Annotated in this window: 20 protein-coding genes; 3 read left to right on the forward strand and 17 right to left on the reverse strand. The window is 42.1% G+C overall.

Annotated elements, in window-relative coordinates; all coding sequences use genetic code 11:
- Window positions 1-5 precede the first annotated feature (5 nt).
- The 12 genes from R5H20_RS12915 to R5H20_RS12970 all read right to left on the reverse strand — a co-directional run bounded on the left by R5H20_RS12915 (window position 6) and on the right by R5H20_RS12970 (window position 10,660).
- A complete protein-coding gene (locus R5H20_RS12915; RefSeq protein ID WP_224254413.1) occupies window positions 6-812 on the reverse strand; it encodes an ABC transporter permease in 807 nt (268 codons plus the stop codon).
- Window positions 793-1,584 carry an ABC transporter permease gene (locus R5H20_RS12920; RefSeq protein WP_006636236.1) on the reverse strand — a complete coding sequence of 264 codons (792 nt, stop codon included), beginning with the start codon at window positions 1,582-1,584 and terminating at the stop codon, window positions 793-795. The genes R5H20_RS12915 and R5H20_RS12920 overlap by 20 nt, the downstream gene beginning before the upstream one ends.
- The gene (locus tag R5H20_RS12925; RefSeq protein ID WP_006636237.1) at window positions 1,568-2,578 is read right to left on the reverse strand and encodes an ABC transporter ATP-binding protein; all 1,011 of its coding nucleotides are present in this window, start codon (window positions 2,576-2,578) and stop codon (window positions 1,568-1,570) included. Before R5H20_RS12925 ends, R5H20_RS12920 begins: the two co-directional genes overlap by 17 nt.
- Before the next feature lie 26 nt (window positions 2,579-2,604).
- On the reverse strand, window positions 2,605-3,258 hold the full coding sequence (locus tag R5H20_RS12930) for a PIG-L deacetylase family protein (protein ID WP_006636238.1): 654 nt from the start codon (window positions 3,256-3,258) through the stop codon (window positions 2,605-2,607).
- On the reverse strand, window positions 3,245-4,048 hold the full coding sequence (locus tag R5H20_RS12935; protein WP_006636239.1) for a class I SAM-dependent methyltransferase: 804 nt from the start codon (window positions 4,046-4,048) through the stop codon (window positions 3,245-3,247). Before R5H20_RS12935 ends, R5H20_RS12930 begins: the two co-directional genes overlap by 14 nt.
- Entirely contained in the window at window positions 4,023-4,850 is an 828-nt protein-coding gene (locus R5H20_RS12940) for a glycosyltransferase family 2 protein (RefSeq protein WP_006636240.1), read from the reverse strand. The genes R5H20_RS12935 and R5H20_RS12940 overlap by 26 nt, the downstream gene beginning before the upstream one ends.
- The gene (locus R5H20_RS12945; protein WP_006636241.1) at window positions 4,843-5,523 is read right to left on the reverse strand and encodes a DUF5591 domain-containing protein; all 681 of its coding nucleotides are present in this window, start codon (window positions 5,521-5,523) and stop codon (window positions 4,843-4,845) included. Before R5H20_RS12945 ends, R5H20_RS12940 begins: the two co-directional genes overlap by 8 nt.
- 16 nt (window positions 5,524-5,539) lie before the next feature.
- Entirely contained in the window at window positions 5,540-7,189 is a 1,650-nt protein-coding gene (locus R5H20_RS12950; protein ID WP_006636242.1) for a carbamoyltransferase family protein, read from the reverse strand.
- Window positions 7,190-7,201: 12 nt separating this feature from the next.
- Window positions 7,202-8,281 carry a bis-aminopropyl spermidine synthase family protein gene (locus R5H20_RS12955; protein WP_006636243.1) on the reverse strand — a complete coding sequence of 360 codons (1,080 nt, stop codon included), beginning with the start codon at window positions 8,279-8,281 and terminating at the stop codon, window positions 7,202-7,204.
- 144 nt (window positions 8,282-8,425) lie between these two features.
- A complete protein-coding gene (locus R5H20_RS12960) occupies window positions 8,426-8,827 on the reverse strand; it encodes a 6-pyruvoyl trahydropterin synthase family protein (protein ID WP_006636244.1) in 402 nt (133 codons plus the stop codon).
- Between the two features lie 580 nt (window positions 8,828-9,407).
- Entirely contained in the window at window positions 9,408-10,034 is a 627-nt protein-coding gene (locus tag R5H20_RS12965; RefSeq protein ID WP_006636245.1) for an FMN-dependent NADH-azoreductase, read from the reverse strand.
- A gap of 137 nt (window positions 10,035-10,171) precedes the next feature.
- Window positions 10,172-10,660 carry a TraR/DksA family transcriptional regulator gene (locus R5H20_RS12970; RefSeq protein ID WP_006636246.1) on the reverse strand — a complete coding sequence of 163 codons (489 nt, stop codon included), beginning with the start codon at window positions 10,658-10,660 and terminating at the stop codon, window positions 10,172-10,174.
- 147 nt (window positions 10,661-10,807) lie between these two features.
- Between R5H20_RS12970 and R5H20_RS12975 the strand changes: the two genes are divergently transcribed.
- Window positions 10,808-11,995, forward strand: coding sequence for an oxalate decarboxylase family bicupin (locus R5H20_RS12975; protein ID WP_029418397.1), 1,188 nt, complete (start codon window positions 10,808-10,810; stop codon window positions 11,993-11,995).
- 343 nt (window positions 11,996-12,338) lie between these two features.
- Here R5H20_RS12975 and R5H20_RS12980 read toward each other — a convergent pair whose 3' ends face one another.
- A complete protein-coding gene (locus R5H20_RS12980; RefSeq protein ID WP_006636248.1) occupies window positions 12,339-12,683 on the reverse strand; it encodes a PH domain-containing protein in 345 nt (114 codons plus the stop codon).
- Window positions 12,684-13,157: 474 nt separating this feature from the next.
- Complete coding sequence (locus R5H20_RS12985; RefSeq protein WP_006636249.1) at window positions 13,158-13,367, reverse strand: DUF6501 family protein; 210 nt, start codon at window positions 13,365-13,367, stop codon at window positions 13,158-13,160.
- Window positions 13,368-13,657: 290 nt separating this feature from the next.
- On the opposite strand from R5H20_RS12985, the gene R5H20_RS12990 reads away from it, so the two are divergent.
- The gene (locus tag R5H20_RS12990) at window positions 13,658-15,145 is read left to right on the forward strand and encodes an aldehyde dehydrogenase family protein (protein WP_006636250.1); all 1,488 of its coding nucleotides are present in this window, start codon (window positions 13,658-13,660) and stop codon (window positions 15,143-15,145) included.
- A gap of 179 nt (window positions 15,146-15,324) precedes the next feature.
- The gene (locus R5H20_RS12995) at window positions 15,325-15,513 is read left to right on the forward strand and encodes a hypothetical protein (RefSeq protein ID WP_006636251.1); all 189 of its coding nucleotides are present in this window, start codon (window positions 15,325-15,327) and stop codon (window positions 15,511-15,513) included.
- Window positions 15,514-15,975: 462 nt separating this feature from the next.
- On the opposite strand, the gene R5H20_RS13000 is transcribed toward R5H20_RS12995, so the two are convergent.
- The 3 genes from R5H20_RS13000 to R5H20_RS13010 all read right to left on the reverse strand — a co-directional run bounded on the left by R5H20_RS13000 (window position 15,976) and on the right by R5H20_RS13010 (window position 18,093).
- Window positions 15,976-16,521: a GNAT family N-acetyltransferase gene (locus tag R5H20_RS13000; RefSeq protein WP_006636252.1), complete on the reverse strand. Its 546-nt coding sequence runs from the start codon at window positions 16,519-16,521 to the stop codon at window positions 15,976-15,978.
- Window positions 16,522-16,557: 36 nt separating this feature from the next.
- Entirely contained in the window at window positions 16,558-16,962 is a 405-nt protein-coding gene (locus R5H20_RS13005; RefSeq protein WP_006636253.1) for a cytidine deaminase, read from the reverse strand.
- Between the two features lie 186 nt (window positions 16,963-17,148).
- A complete protein-coding gene (locus R5H20_RS13010) occupies window positions 17,149-18,093 on the reverse strand; it encodes an aldo/keto reductase (protein WP_006636254.1) in 945 nt (314 codons plus the stop codon).
- Window positions 18,094-18,286: the final 193 nt, after the last annotated feature.

An 18,286-nucleotide genomic window follows, 5' to 3' on the forward strand; every position in this document is an offset into this window, starting at 1 on the left:
ACTCATCACCCTCCTGCGCTTTGATAATACTTCAGTGAAATTTTCCAAAAAACGGCACTGAATACTAGAAAACCGCCGACATATAAGAAATAGTGAAGCATATTTGTTTCATGGGACACTTGCAAAAGGCGTTCTACCGGCACATTAGCGACGATTACGATTGGAAAAACAAAAACAAAAATAATTTTGCCGATCCCTTTAAAAAAAGACGTCGGATATCTAAATAACGTCATAGCTCCTAAAAACAATTCATGCAGTCCGTCTACTTTCGTGAACCAGATTGATAATGTCATGGTGATAATCCAGAGCGAGTAAGCCAGTACCACCCCAGTTAAAATAAACAATAAGTATTCCAGGATTTGATGAATGTGCAACATGACGTTTAGATGGGCCAATGCATAGATGATCAGCGCAATGGCCGGAAATAAATTACCGAAATTACCCATATCCAGTTTCCTTAAGGATGCAATGAACTGGCTGTTTACCGGTTTTAGCAAAAGAAGATCCAAAGTTCCTTTATTAACCAATGACGGAATATATGGAAGATTATTAATGAATAATACAAAAATGAAAGACTTTAAAAGCTCGCTCGTTCCAAGCAATAAGTAAATTTCATATATACTCCATCCATTGACGTTTTCCACATAGCCATAAAGTGTATTGAAGAAAATCAGCGTGATGGCAAACCATATCAGGCTGTCAATGATATTCATAAAGAAGTTGGTTCTGTACATCATTAAATTGATGCTATTGATTTTAACAATATGAAGAAAAAGACTGATGTATCTCATGTCACGCACCAACCGATTCATATTTTGACATCGCCCGTTTCCAAGCGTACCTCGAAAAGACAGATAGTATTCCGATCCATATCAGCTGTGTAAATAAACCGTATAGGATATCGCCGGCTTCCAAACGGCCAAGATATATGTTTGCAGGAAAATCAATCAAGTATGCAAATGGGAGGTTTTTGACGATAAGATAAAATGGTTCCGGCAAAAGCTGTAATGGAAACAACGTTCCTGAAAGCAGCTCCAGCAAAATATCTACTGTAAAAAAGAAAGAGGCAATCTCAACAAAATAAAAGGAAAACAGAGAAACGAGAAAATACAAACTATAATACAGAATCATCGCCAAGACGACGGCTGCAATCAGGCCGGCTACATCATGAACATCAGGAAATAAAAAATATTCTCTGTTGCATAAAGCAACGATCACCAAGGGAATGCTGACAAGGATGAATTGCACCAGCTTATTTCCGGCATTTTTCGAAAACCAAAAACCCCAGTAAGAAATGGGTTTTGTTAAATATTTCGAAAGTTCGCCGCTGCTCACCTCATCTTGAATCGACCAGTGAAAAGTGGGCAGCAATAAGATCTCGAACATTTTTGCAATAATGACATAGGTAATCATCGAATGAATTGTATATCCCTCAATGAATTGTTTATGGTCATAGACATTTTGCCATAAATAAACGACGGCAATTAGAGGAAGCAAGCTGAACGCCATATACAGCAGGGTGTTGAACCGGTACTGGAAAGCGGTTTGTATCGACATGAGCCCTGGTTTAATATATTTTTTCAATTTTTTCATCTCCGACATGCTCTGATTGTTTATAAATTTCCTCTAATAGAAATTGTATTTCTGTATGCTTCTCTTCAAAATGAATGATGTCGCAATCATTGATTATATCTCTTAAAGCCTGGCTGAATAGATTTCTGCTGATTTTCAACAGAATGGTATGGTCATGTTCTTCGATGATTTCGCCGTATTGCTTCAGCAGCGAAAGGCTGTCCTTATCTGAAAACGTGATTGACAAAAACTTATATTCACCATCGTGCAAACCTGGCAATCCATCGAGGCTCCCGTTATAATAAAGCTCCCCATCCCGCAAAATCAGAAGATGCTCACAAAGCTCTTCAATATCAGGCAAGTAATGGCTCGTTAAAATAACCGTTACGTCTCGCTCCCGGCAGTACGACTTCAAGAATCGTCTAATATTTTTTTGGGCGATAAAATCCAATCCGATTGTTGGCTCATCTAAAAATAAAATGTCAGGTGAATGAAGGAGAGCGGCTATTAATTCGCATTTCATCCTTTCGCCGAGAGAAAGATTTCGAACAGGCGATTTCACAACATGCTCCACATGCAAAGCGGCTGTCAGCCGCTCGATGCTCCGCTCGAACTCGTCTTGGGAAATCTGGTATATTTCTTTATGAAGCAAAAATGTTTCATATGGGGTAAGATCCCACCACAATTGATTTTTTTGTCCCAATACCACCCCTATTTTTCTTAAAAATGCCGGTTCTTTTTTATGCGGTGTAAATGAATCGACTGTTATCCTGCCGGAAGTGGGTGTAATCAAACCCGTCATCAACTTTATTAATGTCGACTTGCCGGCGCCATTTGCACCGATAAGACCAATTATTTTTCCTTTTGGAATCGAAAAAGAAACATTTTTTACAGCATGAACCATTTCTTTTTTGCGATGAAATAAACTCTTCACTGAATTCCAAAATCCTTCATCTATTGAAGCTCTGCTGAATGAACGTGATACATTTTCCACCTTTATAATCATGAAACGAATCCTTCCGTTGTCAGATTTTAAAATTTGAAAATTTCTGCGAAATCAGTGCCGGCCTGCATGCCCCTATATGCATTTAATCCTTTTACCCCATTTTCCAAATGAAGAATGGCTCCTTGGGATTTATAGGCATTCAACGCTTCTATTTTTTGATCGATCACACCGCTGATATCACAAGCGAATTGATACGTTGTTAATGGAGTCCAAACTTCGTATTGCAAACACCTTTTGATCCTGTTTGTCCTTTTTTTATTTCGCAGAAAATGAGAGCGGCTTAAAAATAATGCTTCACCGGTAACTTCATTGACAATTCGGTGATCACGGTCCGCTTCCTCTGAGTGAGGATAGTATACATAGTCAGGCTCATACTCATCTATGTGCATCATGACCTTTTCAACAAGGTCTCTTCTATAGGTGAGATCCCGGTCTTTTTCTTTTAGAAAATGAATATCTTGCGTTCCGATTATTCCGCAAGCTCTACGGCATTCCTTCTCCCGTATGTCAACATTGTTTTCGATGCTGCCGTCGATTCCGGAAAATTCGCCCATTGTGACGATAATGATTCTTGCTTGATCCCCATTTTGAATCGCTTTGGCTATTGTTCCACCGCATCCGATAATTTCATCATCATGGTGCGGGGCAATGACTAAATGTTTGCTTTTATTTGAGTGCATTTCCATTCTCCTTGCTTGAAGATAGCTTTGTGACGTAAATCATAAACTCGCTACCTCTTTTAAAAGGCTCTTTATTGTAATCTCCGTAAAAACCCAAGACAGCGAACCCCCTGGACTTCAGAAGATAAAACATTTCGGTCGGCAGTGTATACCGAGTTAAAAATTGGAATTCGTATTTTTCCGTCACTTTATCATGTTGATGTATTTCAAATAAACAACGGGTTGATACAATTTGTTTGTAATGATCGATGCGAAAAATATTCTGGGATTTAATATACTGATGATCTTTTGGGGGATGAGCTGTGTTTCCGAAATCTTTTTGCCTTTTGTCATAAGCGCAAACTTGCGGCGGCGATATGATGTCAAATATAAATCGGCCCTCTGGTTTTAGCAGCTGCTTTATCTTTTGAAGCGCTTCAGCCTGGTCTTTCGGAGTCAACAGATACTCAAATACGCCGCCGCTCATAAATACATAATCAAACCGGCTTACGCAATGAAAATCCTTAATATCGGCAACTTCAAAATGAACGCGTTCTGAAGATTTCCGATCACATTGAGCAAGCTTCTTTTTTGCAGTTTCAATCATCCCTGCTGAAATATCGATGGCATGAACGATAGCTCCATTTTGCGCCAATTGAAAGGCCAGCCGGCCGGATCCGCAACCGATATCAAGAATTGAGACCCCTTCCTTTGCAAAGCTGGTGTAGAAATCAAATAACCCGTCCGGTTCAGGTATTAATTTGTCATAAACACTTGAGATATTGTCATACTGTTGTATTTGCTGAGCCATTCTTTTTTACGCCCCTTTCGGTTGCTTTGCTTTCCTTTTTAAATCCCAGGAAAAAGGAAATCTGCCATAAAGCAAGATATGCAGCTACACCTGTTCCAAACTTATTTTTTAAAGGAGTCCAGCTTTTTATCATGTTTTTAAATATCCGCTCAGGAGGCGCGTACCATTCTTTTCCCAATTGAACGCCTCTAGCTTGTCCTTTGCCATAGTTGTAAGAGCTCTTCAAATCGCCATACAATGACAAAGCAGGATGTACAACGCGCGCGCTGTCATCGTATCCGATACTAAGATTAGCCTTCCTTACCCTTGCATCAAAATCGTAATCTTCCGTCCAGTTGATTTGCTCGTCAAAATAGTAGCCGTCTATTTGATCGACAATATTCTTTCTAAATGCCAAAGGCGGAGAATACGCATTTTTTTTAGCGGTATGAATATGCCTTGAAGTGGCGATTATTTTTTCTCTTTTTGACCGGTAGGCAAAAAGCACCCTTCCTTTAGCCAACGGATGTTCAGACAACATTTTGTATAATGTTGCTATACAGCCCCTTCTAAAAATACAATCAGAATCCATCAGCAGCACATTGTTCTTGCTGGAAGCTTTGATTCCTTCGTTATAGGCCTTCGCAAGATTGGGAACCGGCAGATGGACCATTTTCGTATTGTGCTTTTTTGCTATGTCTTCAACCTGTTTGGTTGCACCGTTGAGCGCGACTATTATTTCCGCCTCTGCGTCTATGCTTTTTAAACACTCGTCAAGCCTGGGATCATTATATGCCGGTATTACGATCGACAAATCAATCAATACTGCTCACCTTTTTTAAAGTATTTTCCAAATCTTTCAGAACGGGATCCAAAATATAAAATTCTCCGAAATCTTTCAGTTTAGCCAAAACGTCTTTTGAATTTCTGAAGGTCTCCACTTCAGGTGTATGAAAGTATGGCACGCCTATTTCTGCGCAAAAATGATGAATGTCGGAAACAATGGAGTCTCTTATTGGCATGCAATAATGAATGACCGCTTTATAATCCTTTTGTTTTGAAGTTAAATAGTTCTTTATCCTATTTGAAAGCGAATGTTGATATAGTTTTTTCAATCTCAAATGTTCTTCCTTGGATAAATCCCCCATCTGTATCCAATCATAAGCGCAAAATGTCGGATTCATTTGATATTCATAAGGAATAACGCCTGCATTGGACAATATGATCGGATGTATCCTTTCATATTGATTTGTCACTTGCCTTATTTTTTTCCCGATATAGGAGAAGTCGTATGGTTTAGCCCATGTGCATACATGAAATAAAGCAATGTCTTTTCCTGCTGGTGGCGCGTATTCTCCACTGCAAAAAAACCGTTGCCATTCTTCAAATTCTTCGTGAAAAATATGGTCGCGGGTTGCCCCTCTTTTAAAGGTCGTTTCCCCCTTATAGACATTCTTCAGTTTGTATTCTGGAAAGTTGGGATAGGTCGCGCTCATGATCTGTCACCTCATCCTATTTTTTGATAAAAAAATGATTTAAGATTAGAAAATCCAGTTCAGAACTAAAAAATGAACGAATGGCATCCTTTGGTGAACAAACGATCGGCTCATTTCCAATATTAAAAGATGTATTCAAAACAGCCGGTATGCCGGTTTCTTCGTAAAAACATTGAATGAGCTCCCAATAAGATAAATTTGTCTCTTTATCTACGATTTGCGGCCTTGTGGAACCATCGATATGGGTGACTGCCTGAAGTAACTCACGCGAGGATTCGTGTATGGTCGCGTTTAACAGCATATAAGGAGACGCCGTTTCCTCCTTAATCGCGAGCGCCTGGTTTTCTGCGCTGATGCTCGGAGCAAGGGGGCGCCATTGTTCCCTTTCTTTTATATCATTTACTTTTTGAAGCATGTTTTCACTTTGCGGATTGGCCAGGATGCTCCGGTTTCCTAATGCTCTTGGTCCAAATTCCATTCTTCCGGCAAATCTCGCCCCGACTTTTCCTTTTTTTAAAAGCTGGACTGCAGCTTCGTTTATGCCAGTCTCAAAAAACTCGTATTTAATTTTATATTGTTCCAGCAAGTTTTTAATGTCTCCATCACTAAAGTTCGGCCCTGAGTAAACATGATCTTTTGAAAGTGTGACTTCAAAGCCCAGTTCTTTAGACAGCAACGCTCCCGCCCCTAATGATGTTCCCGCGTCAGATGCGGCAGGCTGTATAAAAATATCTTTCACTTCTTCTAATTCAAGGAGTTCTCTATTGCCTACACAGTTGAGTCCCACACCTCCCGATAGGCATATCCGGGAACAGCCTGTGAGTTCCAGCGCTCTTTTGGCCAAGTAGATCAGATTCTTTTCCAATGCTTTTTGTCCAAAAGCAGCTACATGTTTATATGATAAGGCATCAAGCTCATCGCATAGTTTGGCTTGTTTGCTATCGTAATAGTAATTTGCTGAATTTACTTTTTCGCCAAACTTTTTATGAAAATACATGATCCAATCTTTTAAAATTTGGTGATAAGTTCTTTTATTTTCATCATATTGATTGACAATGAGAGGGACATCCCCGTCCCATGCGCCATAAGAAGACAAGCCCATTGTTTTTCCTTCTCTAAATCTGCCCAGACCAATATATTTGGACAATCCCTCATAAAAGATTCCCAAGGAACTTTCCAAAGGATATACTTCAATGTAATCAATTTTCCCTTTTTCACCTTTTGCGATTGTGATGGACTCTTCCTCACCGGAACCGTCTACGACAAGTATTGCTGCTTCTTCAAATCCGGAACTATAATATGCTCCAGCCGCATGGGCTTGATGATGGGGGTATATATGAAGCTCGGGATCCTTTTTCCGGGAAAATATATGTCTTGGAAATACGCGGCCCATGATGTCCTTTGATGTCAACCCATGCTTGCCGCCATACTCCACTTCAAGTTTTGTCACATCCCACCCCAATGCTATGTAGTCGATGTCATCTGCTGTAATGCCTGCTTCATGCAAGCAATACGCTATGGAATGAAAAGGGGGAGTGTCAAAAGCTTTTTTTCTTCTTATAAATCGCTCTTCTTCAGCGGCAGCCAGCAATTTCCCTTGATAAAATAAACTTGCACTCGAATCGTGCACACCTTTATCCCAGCCATTTATCCCTAGCACATACATGAAAACACCTCATTATATTTTCCTCCTGATCTCCATAAATTCCTGAGGAAGAAAGATTGGTCTAACTGATTTTCTGATGAAAACATAAAGATCAGTATGAATATATAAATCTTTTATTGTGTCGTACCCGATGTTTATCTTGTTCATTTCCTCATTTAATTTTTCTGTGTTCAAAAAAGGTTCTTCGGCTACTTGATAGCTGCTGAAGTTTTTATATTTTTCCTCCAAATCAAAACCCATTTCATGCAGGTGCTTAAACAGATAATGCTCCCGTTGTCCAAGCCGGTCTGCACTAATATTGAGATAAATTGCATCCCCTGGTTCTCCTTTTAAAACTTCTTGCGCCCGCTGCAGCCATAAATCTATACCTTGTCCGTGATCAAGCGGATCGCAATGGAAAACGTCGTATTTCTTTTTATACTGATCAGGGGCTTCATATTTAACATCAAATTCGAATGCTTCAATTTGCAACCCGTGCCTCCCGCTGTAGTCTTTGATAAAAGAAATGAGATCACGGTCTATATCGCCCACAGATATGTTACATGCGCTGCTGCTCATTTGCCCGAGAGCAAGGCTTGTTAAATCGTCATCACCGCAAAAAAATATATGTTTCCATGGAGGTATCTGCTCAAAAATCATATTTGCACGCTTAACCGAAGTGCTCCATGTTGCTTGAAACTGTCCATGTTCTCTTTTGTTTTTTATCCTTTCGGGTATAACCGCATTTGCACAATCAACAGCAACCTCATCGTTTTTCAGTTTCTTTGAAAATACAATGTCGCCGTTTTGGCTAACTTGACAAAGTCCGTGATGACTTAACACATACAGGAGATTTATAGCGGTGTGTACCGTTCCGGTTATATCGATGACCTCTTGAAGCCTGTTTGCTCTATTTACACACTGCCACACATACGTTTCAAAACGCGGAAAGCTGATCCTGCTCCACAGATTCCATATCCCTACTATCTTTTCGGCCTGTTTATGTTTAAGAAGATGTCCGATTTCTGTTTCAAGATCTATCTTTAAAAAATCTTCATAGCACTTGTTTAAAATGTCTATAAGACCACATCCTATCAGTACCGGGATCTGCAAAACGAATCGTTTTGCAGATCCCTGTTTTTTGTTACATCGTTTTAGCGTTGGTTAAAAAAAGTTCATATTCTTCAAGTTCCAAATCGTCAGTCAAGAGCAAATCTTCAGAAACTTGTTCTTCCGTATGTTTCTTTTCCATATCCATCACCTCCTTTCAAATTTTTCATATCTCGCACTGGCTTCATTTGTTTCCAGGACATCGACCCATTTCACATTCGGTTTATTTCGCTTTGTTTTGCATAATGACTCTATGATTTCAAAAAAAACTTGAGCGACCCTTTCGGTGCTTGGCTCATATCCTCCCTTTTCCTTGTTAAATTCATCGAAATCATTCAACACATAATGGTCATACTTTTTTTCCAAATGATGCTTTACTTCACGGAAATCGATTAACATATCTTTCTCATCTAAAGCTGAACCGGTGATGCAAAAGGTCACTTTGTAGTTATGGCCGTGAAGTCTTTCACATTTTCCCGCACCGGCTACTTTATGGGCGCAAGAAATCCAGAAATGTTTTGTTAACGTATAGACATATTGATCGCTCATAATTTTATCCCCTTTTTCACGCTATCTTTTATTCATTAATCAGAATTTTCCGGATTATAAAACGATGAATAGAATCCAGGTTCTACTGCCTTTGGATCCGTGTGTAAAAAGGTTACAATGACAATGAAGCGAAGTATTGTTCATGGTTTAAAAATGGTTGTGTGTTTTCCAAGAGGATTGAAGGATGAAAGCATCGTTTCAAACGAAACGTATTGGAGAAAGTTGTTTTGTAAACTGTTTTTAGAGAAAACGATGCGGTTGATGGTAAAATAGAAGATACGTTCATCTGCTGCAGGTTCTTCTGCTTTGAAACAAGTTCACACTTGTACAAATAGCGTATAAAAAACCGCCGCTTTGATTTCCAGCGTTATCATAATATGTAACTAATTGCAATATAACACCGCCGTTTTGTCGAAGTAAGGGAAAAATTGTCGTTTTTCCTTAAAACTCAAAAATATTAGATGTCTCCAAGTTCTCAAACAGCAGCCGCTTCTCCCCATAAAAATACACCCCTTAGAAGATTGGGCCCGGCAAAGGGCGCCAATATCTAAGGGGTGTACTAAATCAGGTGATTTCCGGATTAGAATGCAGCCGCTGCTTTTTTCGCTTCAGCAAGGCCGTCTTCAATGATTTTTTGCGCTTGATCAGGAAGCGCGTTGTGTCCTTCGACGACAACCGTATGCAAGTCTTGAATTCCGAAGAATCCCATGACGGTTTTCATGTAGTTCAGAGACATTTCCATTGCCGCCATCGGACCTTCAGAGTAGATGCCGCCTCTAGCATTTAATAGGGCAACCTTTTTGTCTCCCATTAATCCTTTAGGGCCTTCAGGAGTGTATGTAAACGTTACTCCTGCGCGGGATAGATAGTCGATATACGTGTGAAGCACCGCTGGAACCGCGAAGTTCCACAATGGGAAAGCAAACACGACTTTGTCCGCTTTAACGAACTGATCCAGGTAACGGTCGGCAACAGCTGCGGCCGCCTTTTCTTCCTCAGTCAATTCCATGCCTTTTCCTGCTTTGAATGTTCCGTTAATCGCATTTCTGCCAAGGTACGGCGGGTTTTCTTTATAAAGATCAAGCTCGATGATTTCATCATTAGGATGATTTTCTTTATAGCTGTTAAGGAACGCTTCGTAAAGTTTGACAGATACCGCTTCTTCAACTGTGCGGTCATTCGCTTTCACAAATAATACTTTAGACATTCTGTTTTACCTCCTGCGCTAACAATTTAATATTTACTTACAAATAGTATGTTACTTTCTTTTAGACAGAAAGTCAACTTATTTATTTCAATATCAAATTATTTTTCTATCAAAAAAAACACCCGGAATCGGGTGCCTTATTTTGAATCTTGCTCTTGATCAAGCCGTTCATAGGTAACTGAATGTTTTTGACCCATCGTTTCTTTATTTGTTAAATCCTCCATTTGCCTTGTAAATTCCCGGTCATCCCCTTCCCCCGCTACATCTCTTTTGTCTGTTTCGGCTTGGGCATCAAGCGTATATCTTGCGTAAGGGACGGCTTCAAGGCGCTCATAAGGAATTTCTTTTCCGGTTTTTTCGCATATTCCATATGTTCCGTCTTCCATCCGTTTGAGCGCGTCTTCCACTTCCCGCAATAAGTTCCTGTCTGTCTGCCGGAATGTCAGCTCTCTCATCCGTTCGAAATACACACCGGCATGGTCGGCAAGGTGATTATCAACTCCGTTAGACAATTCCCCCGTTTCTTGGCTCATCGTCTGATCAATTGTTCTTTTACCGGAAAGTCCTTTTTTTAAATCCATCAATCTATGATAGAGGCGTTCTTTTTGTTCTTTTGTCAATGACATACGATCTCCTCCTTTGTTTTTCTTTTCCCGATGTATGAGGCTTAAAACGTGATGGCGCTATTGTGCGGACGGTTCAGATATATTTTTAGCTTCCGGATCATAAATTTCAGTTATTATGACATCACGACAAGTGAAGGGAGCATTCTTATGAAAAAGACGCCCGGAACTCAAGGCTCGCAAAATCATGTGCCGCATCCGATAAGGGAGGATGGCGCCGGTGCAACCGATTTTGGCCCCCGCGACATCATGCGGGATCTCGAGAATCCCGACATGCTCGTTCCTCCGGCTACGGATGCCGGTGCAATCCCCAATTTAAAGTTTTCGTTCTCAGACACCCATATGCAGTTAAAGCATGGCGGCTGGTCGCGTGAAATAACAGTTAGAGAGCTGCCTGTTTCCACAACGATTGCCGGGGTGAACATGCGGCTGACGCCCGGAGGTGTACGCGAGCTGCATTGGCATAAGCAATCAGAATGGGCTTACATGATCTTGGGTCATGCCCGAATCACCTCAGTCGACCAGGACGGGCGGAACTTTATAGCGGATGTCGGACCGGGGGATTTATGGTTCTTTCCCGCTGGAATTCCGCATTCGATTCAAGGGCTTGGTGATGGCTGTGAGTTCCTTCTCGTCTTTGACGACGGGAATTTTTCAGAGTTCGATACCTTTACGATTACCGACTGGTTCGCACACACACCGAAGGACGTCCTTGCCGCAAATTTCGGTGTACCTGAAAGCGCCTTTGCCCATATTCCCGACAAACAGCGCTACATATTCCAAACAAAGGTGCCCGGCCCGCTGGAAAGCCAGAAAGTATCAGATCCTTATGGGACGGTGCCAAAAAGCTTCATATACCGCCTGCATGCACAGGAGCCAATCATAACTCCGGGCGGGACGGTTCGGATTGTTGATTCCTCCAACTTTCCCATCTCGACGACCATCGCGGCGGCGCTGGTGGAAATCAAGCCCGGCGGTATGAGAGAAATGCATTGGCATCCGAATAACGATGAGTGGCAGTATTATCTATCTGGTACAGGGCGTATGACTGTATTCGCGGCGAACGGGACGGCCCGGACGTTTAATTATCGGGCCGGGGATGTAGGGTATGTCCCCTTTGCCATGGGGCATTACATTCAAAATACCGGCCCCCAAAGCCTTTGGTTTTTAGAGATTTTTAAGAGCAGCCGCTTTGCCGACGTTTCATTAAACCAGTGGATGGCACTGACGCCAAAAGAGTTGGTGCAGGACCACTTGAATGTAGGATCAGAGCTGATCAACGCCTTGCGAAAGGAAAAATGGCCGGTCGTCAAATACAATACAGACAGAGAGGCGTAAAGCTGTTTAAAAGGGAAACTCATCTGATTGTCATGTTTATAGAAGCGCCGACAAAGAAAAAATCGAATCCGGCAAGAATCCGAAGTCAGCCGCTTTACATTTTGAAAGCATGACCCGATTTTTTTGTTTTTCGGGAACATCGCTTTTCCAACATCCTTCGACAACGGCCACTTCCATCTGCATCCGCCGGTGTTTACGTGCACTCCTTCACAATGAGACCAACTCAGAAAGACGGACTTCAACCGGCTCTATGCGTCTTCTCATCCCTCGAAAAACCCAGCTTGCTGCAATGTGAAAACACAAATAAAAAAGGCCGTTCTCATGAAGAAACGGCCTGTCATCTTTACGCGCATAAATATTTTGATAAAATCGCTTGGATTTCAAGCATGTCGGTATCCTTTGTAAATTCCAGGTCAAAGACTTTGCTGCTTGTCATCAGTGAAAGAGCGGAGTCAGGATTGAACATGCTGACTTCTCTGATCGCAAAGCCTTCAATAGATTTGTAAGGCAAAAAAACACGGACTTTCTTTTTGGAAAACAGTTTATTGTCAAAAAAAATAATCCGTTTGTTGGTAAAACAAATTTGATCAATTCTTAGCCTGCAGACAGCTTCAATTTTTTCTCCTTCAATAAGCAGCGGTTCAAACTTTTTTCCGTCCGCTGTTTTGCTAGCTGAAAAAACGCCCAATCGAAACCCCTCTTTCTATGTACCCAATTTATGTTTATGCACAAGGCAAAAGTATTTTTCGGTTACTGCTAAGAATAGAATACGATAACCCTGTTTTATAAACAATTACGAGCAGATTACATTTTTTTACCGCTCTGTGTATGTTATTACTACCATTTAATACGCTGATAAAACATAGAAGGTTTCAACTTTTTATCACTTTTTTACTTATCATATGCATGTTATCCCATAACTTAAAAAGAACCGCAGAAAGATGTCCCTTTCTGCGGTTCTTTTTAGCGGTTTTCGTTTTCTATCGTGCCTTCCATACGTATCAGACACTTGCTCTTCCGTTACAGCATTCCTTCCTCCTGCTTTTTCCTGACTGTCTTCCCAAAGATATTTCTTGAGCTCTGATTAGCGGTCTTGCTTCATCCACATTCGCCCTTTCATTCGGTGATCATCTCTTCATAGTGATGATCACAGGGGGAATATTCAGGCTTTGATATCTTCAAAGTATTCTTTGTAATAACCGCCCACTTTATTTGTATTATCGATGATAAACAAAAACTCTTCTGTCTCGTTTTTGACTTCATAAGTTTTTCCAACGGTCAAAGCTCTGTTGACAATGTATTTTTTCGCATCAGTATGAATGCATGTTACCTTTTTTATAGTTTGGTTGTTCTGCCATTTTTCGTGAATCATATGAATAGCTCCTTTTTAATAACGATGTAATATTTCCATTGTAGCGGTTTTCAGCTGAAATGCAATGTGTATGAGGCAAAGATACATCACATTTCTTTCTGAACAGCCGAAACTGCAAATGAATATTGATTTCATTTGAATTTCTGTTATAGAATAGTGGTGTGCAGTTCCAAATCCAGCAATATACCCCACCTTCGGCGCCTCAGTGATCCAACCATAAAACACCCCATCACCAGGAAAAAAACCACAAGAAGACAGACCAAAATTTTGAGGGAGGTTTGTTTACAAACATGAGTTCTTTAACGATGCAGGTCAGTAAAAAGCTGGAGTCATTTTTGCAGGGAACAAAAAAGCTTTACATCAACGGCGAATTTGTTGCAAGCGCTTCAAGCAAAACGTTTGACACCCCCAACCCGGCTACGGGAGAAACACTTGCCACCTTGTACGAAGCAGGACCCGAAGATGTCGACAAAGCGGTGAAAGCAGCGAGGGAAGCTTTTGATCACGGGGAGTGGCGCACGATGCCCCCTGCCGAGAGAAGCCGGCTCATGTATAAACTCGCCGATCTGATGGAGGAACATAAGAACGAATTGGCCCAGCTTGAAACGCTTGACAACGGAAAACCGATCAGTGAAACGTCTGCCGGGGATATTCCGATGTCTATCGAACACATGCGTTATTATGCCGGCTGGGCGACAAAAATAACCGGCCAAACGATTCCTGTAAACGGACCTTATTTTAACTATACACGCCATGAGCCTGTCGGGGTTGTGGGACAAATCATCCCTTGGAACTTTCCGCTCCTGATGGCGATGTGGAAAATGGGCGCCGCCCTGGCGGCAGGCTGTACGATTGTCCTGAAGCCTGCAGAACAAACTCCTCTTTCCGCTTTGTATTTAGCAGAGCTTGTCGACAAGGCCGGCTTTCCAAAGGGCGTGATCAACATCATTCCGGGCTTTGGAGAATCAGCCGGGGAAGCGCTTACAGACCATCCTCTCGTCGACAAACTGGCGTTCACCGGCTCTACCGAAATCGGCAAAAAAATTATGGGGAAAGCGGCAAAGACCGTTAAACGGGTCACTCTCGAGCTCGGCGGAAAATCGCCGAACATCATCCTGCCTGACGCAAACTTGAAAAAAGCGATTCCCGGTGCATTGACAGGGGTCATGTTTAATCAAGGGCAGGTATGCTGTGCAGGTTCGCGCGTCTTTATCCATAAAGACCAGTATGACAAAGTCGTGGATGAAATGGTCGCATATGCAAAATCCCTGCGCCAGGGCGCGGGTCTTCATACAGATACGCAAATGGGGCCGCTTGTCAGCAAAGAACAGCATGAGCGGGTCCTTTCCTATATTGAAAAAGGACGCAAGGAAGGCGCGAAAATTGCCGCAGGCGGAACATGCCCTTATGAAGAAGGATATTTCGTTTCCCCGACCGTGTTTACAGATGTCGAAGATGACATGACGATTGCAAAAGAAGAAATTTTCGGACCTGTCCTGGCGGCAATCCCTTATGAAACGGTTGACGAAGTAATCGAACGGGCCAACCGGACAGAATACGGGCTCGCCGCAGGGGTTTGGACGGAAAATCTGAAAAACGCCCATTATATAGCTGACCGGCTCCAAGCTGGCACTGTCTGGGTCAACTGCTACAATGCGTTTGACGCAGCATCTCCGTTCGGCGGCTATAAACAGTCAGGCCTCGGCCGCGAAATGGGCTCATACGCTTTGGATAATTACACAGAAGTCAAAAGCGTATGGATTCACGTCGGCGAATAACAACATTTTCAGTTTCATATGGCAAACAAACACCGTCCCCAGGCTTGGACGGTGTTTGTTAGTGAATGTACAATATAACCTTCCCGCTCTTCGTTCCAATGTATCGTAAAATGAATGGAAGCCATGTCTTGAGATTGACCGCTGATGTTGGCCGTCAAGGAAAAGGATGTTTTTTTTAAATGGGTAAATGTTTAAACCGGTTGAATTCATTTTCTTTATTGGGAACAATCTTTTCTTTCGGAAGCTACTTCGTTTATAAAGTGAAAGAGCTGATTGGATTCCTGTATACAGGAATTCTCTTTTTGACGGCCCTTATGGCGACATATGTGATAATCGCTGTAAAAAAAGAGCTGCTAGAATACAAATAGCTCTAAAAAATAGAGTCAGGAGCGATCATGAGAGACATCAGCCAAACCGTTATTCTCCATTCATTAACTGATGCCAATACTTGCCCGCATGGGACACAATCTTTACATCGCGGTCGATTGCAGCGATCGCTTTGATGAACGAACTGGTAGATGTACTAGACTTTATCTTTGCCGTATTCATTTATTTTGCAACAGCAGCGCTTGCTTTTCCACGCTCTTCAAAAAGCGTCAATTGGAAGAGACAGTGATTTTACACGGTAAAGGGGAAAAAGAGATATGAAGTTCCAGGGGATTTTTCTGTTTAGCGGGATATATGCGGTGATTAGCAACGAAATCAAAAAAGCTTTCTCCATAATCGCAGCATGAGCACAATCGCTGCGGTGCAGTGACAGCCGCTGCACTCCAAAAAATGTGGAGAAAAAGCCATAAAAAGGACGAAGCTTCCTAGATTGAAAGCCGTCCCTAAATGATATCGTGCTTTTTCAGCTCTTCATATTCTTTTTTCAGCATCCCCATGATGATTTCGTCTGAATATTGATTGTTTAGAAAAAGAGACTGTCTGATGATTCCTTCTCTTTTAAACCCGGCTTTTTCATATGCTCTCAGAGCGCGGCTGTTATGGGAAAACACTTCCAGCTGAAGCCGGTTTAGTTTTAATGTTTCAAAAGCAAATTTCAGCGCCAGCCGCACGGCTTCTGTTCCATATCCCTTATTCAAGTGGCCTCTGCTGTGCAAAGCAATTCTGAAGCCCGCTTTTTGATTTTCCCGGTCGATTTCTACAATCGACAAGTCGCCGAGCAGCTCATCGTTATCCCGCAGGCAAATCGCGAAATCAAAGCGTGTCTCATCTTGTATGATCCGTTCATAATGTTCATACAATTGATCCATTGTAAATACATGCCTTGTTCCCGTCATATACCTGATTTCTTCATCTTGAGCAGCCTTGTAAAAGCTCTTCATATCTTCTTTTTTGACGGGTCTTACATAAACGGAGCGGCTTTCCTGCATGACCATCCCCCCTCTTGAAGATTTGTTCACTTTCAATCATGAATCTTGATATGCAGCAGACCAATGATACGGCTGAATGTCCTGCAAAGATTTAAAAACGAGACGGCCATCAGCGGCAGTAACAGCGGCTTTCAGGTCCGGTCCCCAGTAAAAAAGCCTTTCCTGGCATACCCCGCAAGGCGTTAATACCTTATATTCGGAATGTTCATCATCTCTGACAACACAAATAGAGTGGGTGATTTTTGCTCCCAGCTTATGCGCTTCAAGAATGGCGCCTGTTTCAATGCATAGTTCTGTTGAAGCATTCATCACTTCAGGAGCCACGCTCGTCAATATTCTTCCATCGTCTGTATACATTGCGGCCGCTCCGCCCCATCCGGTAGGATACCTCTTTTGAATTAAGTCGACAGCGGCTTCGTAAAGAGCTTGTTCAATCTTCATGTTTATATCCCCCATTATCTACTATATTCCAGAACGTGTTCCAAAGGCAGTGTACAATCTCTATCATTTGCCGTCTATGGATCTACTTCATACGATACATGATTTTTCCCTGAAGGTAAATAAAACATCAGGGAACCCTGATAGGCGATCTTACCCATCTCCGCATCTTCCCAAGATTTTACGGGTTTATAACTCGCTTTTAACAAAAAACGGATTGGCGGCCCTATTGATTCTCTCGAGGTCTTTTTGTGTGAATGTGATATTGGCTGCCCCGCTGTTTTCAATCAGATATTTTTTTCGTTTTGTACCGGGAATCGGGACAATATCGCTGCCCTGTGCTAATACCCAGGCAAGCGCAATTTGGGAAGGCGCAGCCTTATGATTTTTTGCAATTCTCTCAAGTTCTGCGACTAATTGAAGATTACGATTGAACGTCTCCTCTTGGAACCTTGTGAAGCGCCTTCTGATATCATCGTCAGCAAAATCTTTGTATTGTTTGAGTTTGCCCGTTAAAAAGCCATTTCCGAGCGGACTGTGGGCGACGATACCAATGCCCAATTCCCGCGCTACAGGGAGCACTGCTTCGATATCACGATTCCATAATGAATATTCTGATTGCAGAGCCGTTATTTGATGAACTTTACTGGCGCGGGCCAAGAGGTCTGCGCCCGCATTTGAAAGCCCCAAAAATCGGACTTTTCCTTCTTTGACCAGGTCGGCCATGGCTCCGACCGTCTCTTCAATCGGGACATCCGGGTCGGGAATGTGCTGATAGTACAAGTCGACATATTCCATTTCAAGTCTCAGCAAGCTGTCTTCAATGCACTTTTTTACGTATTCGGGCCTTCCGTTCAACCCAACCGTGTTTCCGTGCCGATCGCGGACAACTCCAAACTTTGTGGACACGATGGCTTCTGAACGTCGATTTTTCAACGCTTTGCCTAACAGCTTTTCATTTTCCCCCATGCCGTATATATCGGCTGTATCAAAAAAATTCACTCCGGAATCTAAAGCCTGGTAAACGGCTGAGATTGCTTCGCTTTCATCGGCTTCTCCGTAAAATTCAGACATGCTCATACAGCCTAGTCCGATGGAGGACACTTCTAACCGGCCCAATTTTCTTTTTTTCATGTTCCCACCTCAATTGAATATGATTGCGGAGCATTTCTGCAGGATGCTTGAAGCATTGATAAATATATCGAAAATCTTTTTAAAAATATAGACTTATATTTGTACTTGAGTTATTCTAATGTAATCGTGGGTCCAAAAATAAGTGCAGCTTTCATCAAAAACGGCAGCTTGAACCTCTATGGTTCGGCTGCCG

The sequence above is a fragment of the Bacillus sp. KICET-3 genome, from assembly GCF_033261025.1.
Classification (GTDB): Bacteria; Bacillota; Bacilli; order Bacillales; family Bacillaceae; genus Bacillus; species Bacillus sonorensis.

Excerpts from the sequence above, each read along its gene's own strand:
- R5H20_RS12915 (WP_224254413.1), bottom strand. The coding sequence starts at position 812 with ATGAATCGGTTGGTGCGTGACATGAGATACATCAGTCTTTTTCTTCAT.
- R5H20_RS12925 (WP_006636237.1), bottom strand. The coding sequence starts at position 2,578 with ATGATTATAAAGGTGGAAAATGTATCACGTTCATTCAGCAGAGCTTCA.
- R5H20_RS12930 (WP_006636238.1), bottom strand. The coding sequence starts at position 3,258 with ATGCACTCAAATAAAAGCAAACATTTAGTCATTGCCCCGCACCATGAT.
- R5H20_RS12935 (WP_006636239.1), bottom strand. The coding sequence starts at position 4,048 with ATGGCTCAGCAAATACAACAGTATGACAATATCTCAAGTGTTTATGAC.
- R5H20_RS12945 (WP_006636241.1), bottom strand. The coding sequence starts at position 5,523 with ATGAGCGCGACCTATCCCAACTTTCCAGAATACAAACTGAAGAATGTC.
- R5H20_RS12950 (WP_006636242.1), bottom strand. The coding sequence starts at position 7,189 with ATGTATGTGCTAGGGATAAATGGCTGGGATAAAGGTGTGCACGATTCG.
- R5H20_RS12960 (WP_006636244.1), bottom strand. The coding sequence starts at position 8,827 with ATGAGCGATCAATATGTCTATACGTTAACAAAACATTTCTGGATTTCT.
- R5H20_RS12965 (WP_006636245.1), bottom strand. The coding sequence starts at position 10,034 with ATGTCTAAAGTATTATTTGTGAAAGCGAATGACCGCACAGTTGAAGAA.
- R5H20_RS12970 (WP_006636246.1), bottom strand. The coding sequence starts at position 10,660 with ATGTCATTGACAAAAGAACAAAAAGAACGCCTCTATCATAGATTGATG.
- R5H20_RS12975 (WP_029418397.1), top strand. The coding sequence starts at position 10,808 with ATGAAAAAGACGCCCGGAACTCAAGGCTCGCAAAATCATGTGCCGCAT.
- R5H20_RS12985 (WP_006636249.1), bottom strand. The coding sequence starts at position 13,367 with ATGATTCACGAAAAATGGCAGAACAACCAAACTATAAAAAAGGTAACA.
- R5H20_RS12990 (WP_006636250.1), top strand. The coding sequence starts at position 13,658 with ATGAGTTCTTTAACGATGCAGGTCAGTAAAAAGCTGGAGTCATTTTTG.
- R5H20_RS12995 (WP_006636251.1), top strand. The coding sequence starts at position 15,325 with ATGGGTAAATGTTTAAACCGGTTGAATTCATTTTCTTTATTGGGAACA.
- R5H20_RS13000 (WP_006636252.1), bottom strand. The coding sequence starts at position 16,521 with ATGCAGGAAAGCCGCTCCGTTTATGTAAGACCCGTCAAAAAAGAAGAT.
- R5H20_RS13005 (WP_006636253.1), bottom strand. The coding sequence starts at position 16,962 with ATGAAGATTGAACAAGCTCTTTACGAAGCCGCTGTCGACTTAATTCAA.
- R5H20_RS13010 (WP_006636254.1), bottom strand. The coding sequence starts at position 18,093 with ATGAAAAAAAGAAAATTGGGCCGGTTAGAAGTGTCCTCCATCGGACTA.